Source organism: Faecalicoccus sp. LCP19S3_E2 (assembly GCF_052121255.1).
GTDB lineage: Bacteria > Bacillota_I > Bacilli_A > Erysipelotrichales > Erysipelotrichaceae > Faecalicoccus.
The window spans coordinates 143,968-157,122 of the sequence record NZ_JBQKEP010000002.1; the positions used below are offsets into that span (position 1 = coordinate 143,968).

General features: G+C 37.0%; 14 protein-coding genes. All 14 read left to right on the forward strand.

Translation table 11 applies throughout. The features are described 5' to 3' along the window. The first annotated feature begins 8 nt into the window (after positions 1-8). The 14 genes from ACTQX6_RS02555 (at position 9) to ACTQX6_RS02620 (ending at position 13,153) form a co-directional block, all read left to right on the forward strand. The gene (locus ACTQX6_RS02555) at positions 9-1,592 is read left to right on the forward strand and encodes a terminase large subunit (RefSeq protein ID WP_441657572.1); all 1,584 of its coding nucleotides are present in this window, start codon (positions 9-11) and stop codon (positions 1,590-1,592) included. A gap of 5 nt (positions 1,593-1,597) precedes the next feature. Further along, on the forward strand, positions 1,598-2,812 hold the full coding sequence (locus tag ACTQX6_RS02560; RefSeq protein ID WP_441657256.1) for a phage portal protein: 1,215 nt from the start codon (positions 1,598-1,600) through the stop codon (positions 2,810-2,812). After that, the gene (locus ACTQX6_RS02565; protein WP_147321517.1) at positions 2,751-3,329 is read left to right on the forward strand and encodes an HK97 family phage prohead protease; all 579 of its coding nucleotides are present in this window, start codon (positions 2,751-2,753) and stop codon (positions 3,327-3,329) included. Before ACTQX6_RS02560 ends, ACTQX6_RS02565 begins: the two co-directional genes overlap by 62 nt. A 2-nt stretch (positions 3,330-3,331) precedes the next feature. Further along, a complete protein-coding gene (locus ACTQX6_RS02570) occupies positions 3,332-4,564 on the forward strand; it encodes a phage major capsid protein (protein WP_441657255.1) in 1,233 nt (410 codons plus the stop codon). Between the two features lie 119 nt (positions 4,565-4,683). Beyond that, positions 4,684-4,965 (forward strand): hypothetical protein, encoded by a 282-nt coding sequence (locus ACTQX6_RS02575; RefSeq protein WP_441657254.1) that lies wholly within the window; start codon positions 4,684-4,686, stop codon positions 4,963-4,965. A 10-nt stretch (positions 4,966-4,975) separates the two neighbouring features. Further along, positions 4,976-5,254 carry a phage head-tail connector protein gene (locus ACTQX6_RS02580; RefSeq protein WP_441657253.1) on the forward strand — a complete coding sequence of 93 codons (279 nt, stop codon included), beginning with the start codon at positions 4,976-4,978 and terminating at the stop codon, positions 5,252-5,254. Between the two features lie 6 nt (positions 5,255-5,260). Then, entirely contained in the window at positions 5,261-5,596 is a 336-nt protein-coding gene (locus ACTQX6_RS02585) for a phage head-tail adapter protein (RefSeq protein ID WP_117446748.1), read from the forward strand. After that, entirely contained in the window at positions 5,587-5,916 is a 330-nt protein-coding gene (locus ACTQX6_RS02590) for a hypothetical protein (protein ID WP_441657252.1), read from the forward strand. Before ACTQX6_RS02585 ends, ACTQX6_RS02590 begins: the two co-directional genes overlap by 10 nt. Next, on the forward strand, positions 5,907-6,314 hold the full coding sequence (locus ACTQX6_RS02595; RefSeq protein ID WP_441657251.1) for a hypothetical protein: 408 nt from the start codon (positions 5,907-5,909) through the stop codon (positions 6,312-6,314). The genes ACTQX6_RS02590 and ACTQX6_RS02595 overlap by 10 nt, the downstream gene beginning before the upstream one ends. Before the next feature lie 2 nt (positions 6,315-6,316). Continuing rightward, positions 6,317-6,895, forward strand: coding sequence for a major tail protein (locus tag ACTQX6_RS02600; RefSeq protein WP_441657250.1), 579 nt, complete (start codon positions 6,317-6,319; stop codon positions 6,893-6,895). Between the two features lie 40 nt (positions 6,896-6,935). Then, entirely contained in the window at positions 6,936-7,391 is a 456-nt protein-coding gene (locus tag ACTQX6_RS02605) for a hypothetical protein (protein WP_441657249.1), read from the forward strand. A 181-nt stretch (positions 7,392-7,572) separates the two neighbouring features. Further along, positions 7,573-11,238: a phage tail tape measure protein gene (locus ACTQX6_RS02610; protein WP_441657247.1), complete on the forward strand. Its 3,666-nt coding sequence runs from the start codon at positions 7,573-7,575 to the stop codon at positions 11,236-11,238. Then, positions 11,238-12,038: a hypothetical protein gene (locus tag ACTQX6_RS02615; protein WP_441657246.1), complete on the forward strand. Its 801-nt coding sequence runs from the start codon at positions 11,238-11,240 to the stop codon at positions 12,036-12,038. Before ACTQX6_RS02610 ends, ACTQX6_RS02615 begins: the two co-directional genes overlap by 1 nt. Then, entirely contained in the window at positions 12,035-13,153 is a 1,119-nt protein-coding gene (locus ACTQX6_RS02620; protein ID WP_441657245.1) for a phage tail spike protein, read from the forward strand. The genes ACTQX6_RS02615 and ACTQX6_RS02620 overlap by 4 nt, the downstream gene beginning before the upstream one ends. Positions 13,154-13,155: the final 2 nt, after the last annotated feature.

Here is a 13,155-nt window from a genome sequence, read left to right on the forward strand (position 1 = left end):
GAAAATGGATGAAGCTTAATATTGAATTCATTGAAAATGGATTAAATGAAAAGAAGTTCTTCTATGACGAAAAGAAAGCAGATAAAGCGATATTGTTTATTGAGAGGTTTTGCCACCATGTGGAAGGTAAGACCTCTTTAATTGTATTAGAACCATGGCAAAAGTACTTCTTGGCCTGTGTCTTTGGTATTGTAAACGATAAAGGCAAAAGACAGTTTCGAGAAGTTGTATTAGTTATGGGAAGAAAGCAAGGTAAGTCTATATTAGCAGCAGCCATACAGGTTAAATTTGCTTTTACGGAAAAGGATGCCGGTATGCAGATTTACAACCTTGCTCCTAAGTTGGAACAAGCAAACATTATCTTTAACGTGGCAACCAACATGATTGAATCGGTCAAAAGCTTGTACAAGCGTACACGCAAACGAAGAACAGATATGTACTTCCCTTTATGGAACGCTAAAATGAAGCCTATTGCCTTCAACTCTAAAAAATCAGATGGATTTAACCCTAGTATGGTTACATTCGATGAGTTTGCAGCATGGGAAGGTGATAAGGGAATCGCCATGTATGATGTTATGCTTTCCGCAGAAGGAGCAAGAGATGAGCCTTTGAACTTAGCCTGTAGTACTGCAAACTACATTGACGATGGTTTGTATGATGAACTTATGGCTCGCTCAACTTCTGTTTTGTTGGGAACATCCAATGAAACAAAGTTACTTCCATTTATCTATATGATTGATGATGAAAAGAAATGGAACGACTTAACGGAACTTCAAAAAGCCATGCCAAATCTAGGTGTGAGCGTGTCATACGACTTCATACAAGAGGAAATTCGCAAAGCGGAATCTTCTCATTCCTACAAGCTAGAATTCCTTACAAAATACTGTAATTTAAAGCAGAACACTATTTCCGCATGGCTTAGTCAATCAGAAATCAAGCGTACTTTGTGCGATAAATTAAATCCTGAAGATTTTAGAAGAACCTTTGGAGTTGGCGGCATTGACTTGTCACAGACAACCGACTTGACCGCTGCATCAATAGTAGTAAAACGTGATGGAATCGATTATGTATTCTGTCATTTTTTTATGCCTGCTAACAAGGTAGATGAGTTGGCACAACGTGACAATATCCGATATAGAAACTTCATTGAATTAGGTTACTTGAGTTTAAGTGGTCAGAACTTTGTTGATTATCACGATGTCATGAACTGGTTCTTAATGATGAAGAAAGAGTATCAGATTTACTGTTGCGTGATTGGATATGACCGTTATTCTTCACAGTATTTAGTGGACGAGATGGAGAAGAAAGGATTCTTAATGGATGATGTCATTCAGGGAACGAACCTTACTCCTATCATTGATGAGTTTGGTGGACTACTGAGAGATGGTTTAGTAAAGACTGGTACAAACGGATTGCTACAAAGCCATTTTGCTTCTGTTGCTTTGAAAAAAGCCTATAACGATAATCGAGTAAGACCTGAGAAAGTAGATCCTAAAAAACACATTGACGGTTTCGTTTCGGTGATTGATGCGTTTACAGTACGTCAGAAATATTATGAAAAGTTCAAGTATCGTTTAGAAAATAGGAGGTGATGCAGATGGGATTGTTTGATTTTTTATTCGGAAAGAAAAGACCAAAAGCGGATATGAAGCCAATCTTTTTCCCTCTAAGTGGTTATTCTCCTGTTTATACATCGACAGATGGAGCAATATATGAACTTGCATTATGCAAGGCAGTTATCCATAGGATAGCTTCTGAGAGTTCTAAGGGAAAGCCGGCTTTAACAAAGCAAAATAAAAAGATTGAATTTATCGTTTCTAAAGATCCAAACGAATTCATGACAACAAGCCAATTCTTTTATAGGTTAGCTACGATATACGAAATAGAAAACAATGCATTTATTGTGCCAATTGAAAATGAGTTTGGACATATTACAGGTATATATCCTGTATGTCCTAGCCAAGCAGTCATGAAAGAATTAAATGGTGTTGTTTATATCGTATATACATTTGCAGATGGTCATGAAAAAGCCATTGAATATAACCGATGCGGTCATTTAAAGAAAATGCAATATAAAAATGACTTCTTCGGTGATTCAAACCGTGCGTTTAATCCTACAGCAGATTTGGTAAAAGCGCAGGAAACAGGAACGCAACAAGCTATCCAAAATGGCTCGAATCTACGATTTATCGGTAAGTTAAACTCTGAAATCGTGGATGAAGAAGACATGAAAGAGCAACAACAAGCTATATCAACAATGAACCTCAGTGGAAATAACACTGGGGTTTTCTTGTATGACAACCGTTTTGAAAGCATGGAACAAATCAAAGCGCAAGCGGTTTTGTTGGATGCCGATCAAAAGAAAGCGATTGAGAACTCAGTATTCAACTATTGGGGAGTAAATGAACACATTCTACAGAACAATTACAACGAAGACGAATGGAACGCATTTTACGAATCGAAAATTGAAGCGTTTTTCATTCAATGTGGAGAAGTTCTAACAAGAATGTTTTACTCACGTGATCAACGAGAAAGAGGAAACGAGATTCTTTTAACTTCTGATCGATTACAGTACGCATCGAACACAACAAAAATACAAGTTGCCAAAGAAGGTTTTGATCGTGGATGGTTTGGAATAAATCAAGCTTTGGAAATTTTAAATATGCCACCAGTCGAGGATGGAGATAAACGCTACATCCGTGCAGAATATCTGAACATTACCGACAACGTGGGAAAGGGGGTGACGGACGGTGCCACAGGAAATGCAAACAAGAATGATGACAATGGAAGTGGAGAAGACGGAGGACAGTAATTATACAGTCCGAGGCTATGCCACAACGTTTAATCCTTATGTGTTGTTTGAAGATGAAAACGGAAAAGTCTATGAGCAAATCCATAGAGAAGCTTTCAAAAACGCAAAGATGAACGATGTCATCATGCAGTATGACCATAACGGAACGATTTTCGCTAGGCAGTCTAACGGTACTTTAGAATTAAGTATTGATGAACATGGTTTGTTTATTAAAGCGGATTTATCAAAAACAGAATCATCTAGACAGTTATATGAGCAAATAAAGACCGGTATGATCACAAAAATGTCATGGGCCTTTTTCATTGCCCCTGAAGGTCGAACCTATGACCGAAATACAAGAACAATCCATATCAACAATGTCCGTGAGGTGTTGGACGTAAGTGCAGTATCTAGACCGGCTAACGATTCCACAGAGATTTCCGCACGGTCTTTTTTGAATGGATTGAAAGAACAAGACCAAGAAGCCAAAGAGCTAAAGAGAAAGAAATTAAATCTGTTATTAAAATTAGGAGGTTAGTTATGAACATCGAAGAAATGACTTTAGAACAGATTGCTACACGTAAAGCAGAAATCAAAGAACTTTCCAAGAGAGATGATGCAGATATTGATGCATTGTCCGAGGAAGTTGATAAACTGAACGAACGTGAAGCACAATTGAAAGCCGATAAGAAAAAGGCAGAAAAACGAGCAAACTTGCAAAACATGGTTATTGAAGGGGCCGGTAATGACGTTAAACCTAACGAAACAAATTTAGATTCAATGGAATACCGTACTGCTTTCATGAATTATGTTGTAAAAGGTACTCGTTCTGATTTATTGCAGTATGTACAGCGTGATGATGCGGCAGGACAGTCCAGTGATCTAGGAGTAATGATTCCTCAGACTGTTGTACAGAAAATCATCAAAGACTTAGAAAAGGTATATGGTCAGTTATATTCTCGTGTACGCAAAACAAACATTCAGGGTGGTGTGAAGTACCCTATTGGTTCTTTCTCAGCTACGTTTAAACGTATCACTGAAACAACGAAATCAGATCGTCAGAAAGGCGGTTCTATCACAGGTTCCGTTACTTTTGAATACAAGATTGGTGAAATTCGTCTAGCACGTACAATCTTACAGTCTGTATTGAGCGTACCGGCATTTGAGGCAGAATTGGCTAAGGTTATCGTTCAGGCTTATGTCAAAGCTATGGATCATGAAATCATGTTAGGTAACGAAGAAAGTAATGAAATGCAAGGTATCTTAACAGAAGCTAATAAATCCGGTGGCCGAATCCCTAAAGCAAACATCATTGAATTCACTGCGGAAGAAGTTGCCGATTGGAAACAATGGCAGAAAAAATTGTTTGCTGAGATTCCTTTGAGCATGAGAGGTTTAAGACCTGAATTTGTTATGACACCGGGCACTTGGGAAGCAAACATCAAGACATTGGCAGATGATAACAACCGTCCTGTTTATATGGAAACCTTCAACCCTGTTGACGGTGCTGAAATTGCACGATTCAAAGGACGTGATGTTGTATTCGTTGAAGAAGATATTTTGAAAAACTTTGATGATGCTACTAACGGTGAATACTTTGCTATGTTGTGGGTACCGGAAGAAGCTTATGCAATCAATACAAACATGGAATTTAGCGTGGCACGTTATATGGATCATGAAGCAAATCAGATGGTAACTAAGGCATTGGTTATCAATGATGGTAAACCGTTAGATACGAAGTATATCTATTTGTTAAAAAAAAAAGTAGTGTAAGCGAAGGAGCTATCGAAGATAACGCAAACATCGCAAGTAATCTATCGTCTGTAGAACCTACAACCGATTGTTATGGTAAACAATCTAGTGAACTTGGAACAGTATCATTTGAAAACGGTATGTTGACAGGTACGTTAAAAAAGGTAACTGGATATACCGGCTTCAATGGTAGCGAAACATCGGAACAAAGCGGATACTATTTGCCATTCATTTATAATGGCGGACAGGAAGCTAAGATGTATGTGAAGAGTTCTTCTAAGCAAGTTGTTATTGATAAAGCACCAACAGTAAATGTTGTTTTCTTAGGAGCTACAAAAGCCACTGCACAGAAAGCCATTTTAAGCATTGTTGTTGGCGATCAGACAACCAAAGTCAATATGAACGGAATCACGTTTGAGTAGGCAATTTTCTATGGATAAAATCTTAGAAAAAGTAAAGATAGCCTTACGAATCAAAAACTCTACTGCTTACGATGATGAAATTGAAACCTATATCAGAGCCTGTTTATATGATTTAGACAGGCTCAATATTGCTTATGAACCGGATGATCCTGAGGATGAGATTATGACGTGCATTATTTGTTACGTAAAATCGAAATTTGGTTCAGGCAATGAATCGTATAAGGAATCAATGAAAGCAGCGTACAGGGATTTAAGAATGGCTATTTTCTTAGATAAAAGTCATAGGTGATAAATTATGGCATATGAATACACAAGAGAAAATGACCTGTACGAAAGTACGTGTTTTTTGATTGGAAAAGAAACTGAGATTGATGAAAACGGTGTTGTACAAGATGGAAAAGAAACAGAAACCGAAGTGTTTTGTAAGGTTGGCGGTGTATATGAAAAAGAATTTTTCGATGCTTACCAATCCGGTATCAAAGCACAGTTTAAACTAGTCATATTTAAAGATGATTATCATGGTGAGTTGTTAGTCCGTTTTGAAGATACGATATACAGTGTTTATCGAAAGTATCCATCGGGAGATGATATTGAACTGTATCTAAGAGAGGATGTCGGAGAATGGGATTAAGACAAGAAATTGTAAATCAAATGACATCTATATTAGGTGCAAAGAAGTTCATTTACGGCGGTTATAAGTCGAAACCGACCATACCTTATGGGAACTACGCAAGACAGGAATCAACTAACTTATTTGCAGACAATAAAACCTATCAAAAAATCAATGTTTATATCCTTAGAGTTGTTACCGATTCTAAGGATTTTTCATTAGAGGAAAAAGTCGAAAATATGTTTGATTCTTTGGAAATTCCGTATGAAGTTATAACGGATGAAGATATCAAGTCTGAGAAAGCATACTGCGTTGAATGGATGTTTTCACTATGCGAATAGGAAATACAGATAACGTTGTAGTCAGTATGGAAGAACTACCGGAAGCGATACAAGCCATACTAGAAGAATTCTCCACAGAAACACGTATGAACGTGTCTGAGGCTGTATCGGAAGTCGGTAAAGAATCACGAAAGATTATTTCTCAAGAAGCTCCTCAAGGGCGAAGAAAGAAATATTACAAATCCATACGAACACGAACCGAAGAAGAAGCTTTTGGACGAACGGTGACAATCTTTGCGGCAAACCATGAATATTCCTTAACCCACCTATTAGAAAAAGGTCACAAGTTATGGAATAGACCAAGCAGACCTACAAGAGCGTTCAAGCACTGGAAAACCGGTGAACAACACGCTATTGATGAGCTACCAAAACGAATTATGAATAAAATAGGAGGCTAAACATGGCAGATACTAACAAGGTACGTTATGGCTTTAAAAACGTATATTACTCTGTTTTGACCGAAACAGAAGGAGAAGTAACATTTGCTACACCTAAAGCTTGGAAAGGTGCTAAATCTTTAACTTTAGACCCTGAAGGCGATACACAGACTTTCTATGCTGATGATATGGCATATTTCACACAGTCAACAAACAACGGATATTCAGGAACATTGGAAATGGCTTATTTACCTGATGATGTTTTAAAAGATATCTTTGGATACATTGAAACACAAGATGGAATGTTGGCCGAAGATGCTAACGTAGCGCCTAAGTCCGTAGCTTTATTATGTGAATTCAACGGAGACCAAAAAGCAGTACGTCACGTATTTTACAAAATTGTATTTGGTCGTCCAGGAACAGAAGCTAACACTCAAGAAGATACGATTGAACCTGACACACAATCTATCGATATTACTTGTGTGCCTATTGCAGATGGTGAACATAACTGGATCAAAGCTAAATGTCCATCTACATCTGCGAAGTATGCGGCATTCTTTGAAACCACACCAACTTTACCTGTACAACAGGCAGAAGAATAAGAGAGGATTTTCCTCTCTTATCTTTTTTTAGGAGGATTAAATGATTTCACAAATTACCATAGATGGAAAAGAGTACAAAACAACTTTGAAAGGTGTTTCTGCTCGATTATACCGTGAGCAGTTTAGATCCGATTTATTAGTTGACATGAACAATGCGCAAAAGAATCTAGTGCAAGCGATTGCGGAAAACATGGAATCAAAAAAGTTCGCACAAGGTGAAATTGGAGATTTGATGTTAAGCGCAATTGGTGAAACGTTTCTAACACAGTTAGCATGGGCCTGTATTGCAGGCGAACTATTATTAACTAATAAACCGGTTCCGACATACGTAGCACTTACAGACAATATTGAAGATTACGTTGGATTTATTCAACAATGTTGTTTGCTTTATGATTCTGCTATTTTCTCATCTCAACCAACTGTTGAATCGGAAGATACAGAAGAACCGAAAAAAAAAGTGAAACGAACTACGCAAAAATCGTTATCGCAGGCATAAATTGTGGATTAACAATGGACGAAATTGACCGAAGCGATATCGGTTTTTTATTTGATCTAATCACAACGAAAAACAATATATATCTAGAACAGATAAAGAAAAAAGAAAGCGACAAAAAACCAAAAGTAAAAGTAAGATGGGCCACGCAAGATGATTTTGACAGATTGTAAGGAGGTGTCAAATGTCCTATAACATAAAAGGTATCACAGTAAAGATTAACGGTGATGCTTCAAACCTCCAAAGAGAAATCAACAAAATTAAAGCAGAAACATCCGGCTTAGATAAGCAGATGTCAACGCTTAAAAAGTCCATGAAAGGACTTGATGGAAAAGACTTTAAGTCAATGGCACAGTATCAACAACTTGTGTCAACAAAGATGCAAAGTCTAACCAAACAGGCAAACCAATATCAAAAGACATTGGATGCCATGCCTAAATCTTATGGCGCATGGAACAAACAAATCTCTACTTTGACTGCTCGAAATAAAGAACTTGAAACCAATATCAAAAATGGTACAGGTTCTATTATTGGTCAAACGCAAGAATTAAAGTCCAATCAGGCGGTATTAAAGAGTTTAGGTACGGATTGGGATGCTTACGATCAAAAGTTACAAGCAACTAGAACAAGCTTATTAACTACACAAAACAATCTCAAAGCATTAGGTAATGAATTTCTAACGACTAATTCCAATGTATTACAAGCTGTTACTAGTTTAGATAATGCATCGGTAGCGTTAGATAAATTTTCTAATTCTACAAAGTATATTTCATTGGGAAGTGCGGCCGCTATTGCCGGTGCAACAATGGCTGCTATTTCCTTTGAAGATGCATGGACAGGTGTATTGAAGACTACCGAAGGTACACCGGCACAATTAGAAGCTATCAACAACGGTATTAAAGAGTTAGCTACATCAACTTCCAGTTCATATGAGAGTATCGCTCACTATGCAGAATTAGCAGGACAATTAGGTGTCGCTACAGATGCCATCGTAGGATTTACCGAAACTGTAACCATGTTAGGAGATACAACAAACTTAGTTGGTGATGCAGCAGCGCAACAAATTGCTAAATTTGCCAATATCATGATCGGTACAGAAGGACAAACAAACGAGTATTTCTCACGATTAGGTTCTTCTGTCGTTGATTTAGGTAACAACTTTGCTACAACCGAAGCAGACATTATGAATATGTCAATGCGTTTAGCTACCGCAGGACGTCAAGTTGGATTTACTTCTCAAGACGTATTGGGTTTAGCGACTGCATTAAGTTCTGTTGGTATCGAGGCGGCCGCCGGTGGTGGTTCTATGTCCAAAATGTTAAAGAACGTAGAATACGCAGTGGCTACAAACTCTGAAGCTTTACAGGCATTTGCCGATGTATCGGGAATGAGCGCAGAGCAATTCATCCAATTATGGGGCGAAGATGCTCCTACTGCATTTGGTAAATTGTTAGAAGGTATCGGAAAATCAGAAAACATAACCAAGACATTGGATGACTTAGGAATTACAGAAGTTCGTATGTCTAATGCGATGGGGGCATTGGCACAGAATACTGATTTGTACTGGAACGCAATTAGTAAAGCTAACAGTGCTTTTGAGCAAAACCATGCTATGGCGGCAGAAGCCGAGAAACGATATGGAACATTAAAATCTACTTTAGTTCAGACATGGGAAGCTATTAAACAGGCGGCTGATGAGTTAGGACAGTCCTTTGCTCCTAAATTAGAAGCAGTTGCTAATGTCATTAAAGATGTAGTTGAGTGGTTTACGAACTTAGACGATTCTGCAAAAGACATGATAGCTAACTTATTGCTTGTCGGTGCTGCACTTAGTCCAACTAGTAAAGCTTTAAGCAAATTATCAAAAGGCGGTAGTGGACTAATTCAATTCTTTACAAAAGGTAGAGTTAGTATAGCTGATTTTGCAAAGAGCGCCGGATTATTAAGTAAAGAATCTGATGTAGCCTCCATGAGCATAACAGGCTTAGCTAAATCGGCTGCAAAGTCAGGTGCTCCTATGGCTACACTGTCAAAAGGCGCAAGTTCATTATTGGCATCAATAGGGCCATTAGCGGTAGGTTTAGGTGGTACATCCGTAGCATTAGGTGCTGTATCTGTTGCCTTGTACACTGCAATTTCAAGGTCTGAACAAGCCAAAGATGCGTTTGATGAACAACTAGCATCAGAAGATGCAATGTATGCCACTACATTGAAATTGATTGAGGGAATGGACGAATATAATCAATCCATTCAAAACCATTTAGACACTGCGGATGACTATTTAAGTTCATTCAAAGAACAGTCAAAAGAAGCAGATATGTTGGTTGATCGAATAGGTCAGTTGACTTCTCAAGAACAGCTGAACGGAATTCAGAAAGAATTACTGTTAGAATCAATCGACAAATTGAATCAAATTTACCCTGAACTTGGACTTTACTACGATGAAAATTCAGGTAAGTTACGAGATAACACAGGAAATATATATGACAATAATGATGCTTTAAAGAAACGAATCTCTACACTTCAAGAAGAAGCAAAAGCGGAAGCCTATGCAAATGCTATCAAGGAAACTACACAAGCTTTAATCGAACAACAACTTCAATATGAACAAACTTCTGCAAGTATTGAAGATACTCGAAAAAAGATGAAAGAATTGTGGGATCAATCTAACAATGGCGAAAACTTAGACTTCTCACAATGGGATGCATTACAAGAAAAAATCCAAGAACTCATGCCTGAATACGAAGGCATGTTAGAGAAGATCAAAGAAACTCAAACCGAGTTGATGAACTCTGCCAATAAATTTGAAACGGGCGGATTAGAAGTAATTGGTGAATCTTTAAAAAATACATTCCAAACAACCGCAGATTCTTTCACGCAGTTAGGTATTCAAATCCCACAGAATATTAAAGATGGAATCATGGCCGGTTCTTATAGTTATAGAGAAGCAAGTCAATTTACTGCTAGTATGTTGACCTTCCAAGAGGCTATGAACAATGGTATGTGGGCCGGTCAAGCTATACCGACTAATTTAGTAAATGGATTGATTGCCGGTGCACCTAGTATTCAAGCTGCAACAATGTATATTGATAACTTAATGAAGTTCAGTAATGTGTTAGTTAATGCCGGATATACAGGTGGTCAAATTCCGCAAGAAATCGCACAAGCGGTAGCAAGTGGTAAGATGTCTGTTAGTGATGCTACTAATGTCATGATGTCAGGTAGTGATGAGAAGATACAGGAAGCAATCACTAAATTAAAACAAGATGCTAGTAAAGGAAGTAAAGAAACTGGAGATGCAATGGGCGATGGTAAATCCAATGCAGCAACCGCCGCAGGTGGATTAGGGAAATCCGGACGTGATGCATTTACTCCTTATATGAGCGATATGAAAAAATCCGCATCGGATATGAAGTCTAGCGTTATGGCTGATATAGATGCGGCCACAAAATATGCTAAAGAACATCCGATTGTTGTAGAAAGAAAAACAGTCAATACAGAGGAAAGTGGAGAAAGAAGCGCATCGGCTGTATTGAAAATGGCAAGTTTCAATCCGTTCAATAGTTTCAATATGAGAGATGATATGTTCATCCCTAGTATTCAAGATCCATCTACATATCAAAGCGTATTAAGCCAAGCTATGCAAAGAACAAGGATTATATCAAATGAATCAGGAATAATAAGCCAATTATCTTCTAAGTTAGATAGTTTCATAAGCGCTTTTAAAAACGCTCAATTTGTTGTAACGATGAACCCTATTGAGTTAGATGGTGATGTTTTAACCGATAAGGTTACACAAATCATGACAATTAGAGAAATGCTAGATAATTTTGGAAAGGGTGGTGGATAATGTTTGCTTTTAAATTCAACAAGACAAATAGTAATCCAGTGCTTGTAAAAGAATTATTTAGATTGTTCAAGGTATCTACTAGGCCGGCTATTCCTCCGGCCGAAGAAATTGTAAATGAAATATCACTAGGAAATGGTACTAAATTGTATGAACATACAGGCATCTATTCAGACAGAAAAATAGAATTGAACTGCAATTTTGTATCTGAGAATAAAAACAATTGGATTGATTATCTAAGTGAAATTCAAAGAGCACTTTTAGGAGATACCGGAACATTAGAATTGACGGATGATGAATCGCATTATTGGAATGTCAAAAGTGTAACGATAGACAGTATCGATAGAATTATCGGTAAATGTGGTGAGTTTGATATCACTTTTGTGTGTGAGCCATACAGATATCTAAAGGCTTATACTACTCCTTTGCAATTCGATATTTCAACATCAGGAAAGACCGTTGAAATATATAACGATAAGGAAGGAACAAAACCAATGTTTAGATTTTTCAAGAATACGGATGAAGATGTAACAATATCGATTGTAAAGGAAGATAAGTTGTTTGAAATCAGTCATGCATTCCAAGATTGGATAACAAGCAAAGATGTAACTTACATTGATTTAGACGTAGAGAATATGCAACTTGTTAAACATTTTGAAGATGGAACGTATGATTATTTTGACGATGACGTAAGTGGTGCTTATGCAGATGTCCAAATTGAGCAAGGAGTAAACCAATATAGAATTACAACATCAAGCGACACAATAAAAACATATTTATATAGAAGGATGAGAGAGCTATGAAACAGATTGGAGTATTTCTTCATCCTGAAAGATCCACTAACGACTATATGCTATCAAGCAATGGTACGGTCATCTTTCATCCTTTGTCGGCTTATGTTGAATTCAAAAGGAACTCTATTTGGTATTTAAAGATTGAATTTCCTATAGCGGATTTGCACGGAAAGGAACTACCAAATGAAGCTATATTTAAAGTCGATTTGACGTATGCCAAAGATCAATTTTTTAGAATGATTTATAAAGAAATTGATAAGAAAAAGAACACATATACTTGTTATTGTAATCATGTTTTCTTTGATTCCCAAAAGGAAGTTATTGTATTTGACAAGCGTTCCATAAATACAAATTGGAGTGGCGCTATCAATACGGCAAACACGATAATAAGCGAGTGTTCTCCTAGAAATCCATATCATGTGTATGGAGAAATAAACGGACAAACAACAACCGCTTATTGGGAAGATTACAATCTTATTCAATGTTTGTTTGGTACAGAAGATAATACCTTGATCAATAGATGGGAAGATGATGTTAAACAATATCATCCAACCGCTATGTTTGATAATTTTAATTGCTATTTTGGAGATGGGGAAAAATATCCTGATGCAATGAAGCCTAAAAATATTTACTTTTCCACATCATCAGAAATTGAAGATGATTCCTTGACGGAAACAATGGAAAACACAGTTACAGGGATTATTCCTAAAGCGTACAATGGATATATGTTACCTAATCACGAAATAGTAAAAAGCTCTAAATATGACCAATACAAAATACATCGTATTGAGTTTAGAAAATATGATGATATCAAGCTAAAGGAAGATGCATCGGAAGATGAAAAAGATACTGCATATGACACATTAGAGCAAGTCTATACGGCTTTGAGAGAAGCAGCAAACAAAGACCTTGCATTAGAAGATGTACCGGAAAAGACATATAAATTAAAACCTGTTGATTTGCCACAATATAAAAACCAAAGAAAAATCATTAAACCTAATGATTACATTGTATTAGTGGACGAAAAAACAGGTGTGTCTGAAACAAAATTTTATATTGAATCATACAAATTTGACTTGATAAAAGAAACAACTGATTCCATTGAGGTATCTGAATTGAGGTGATG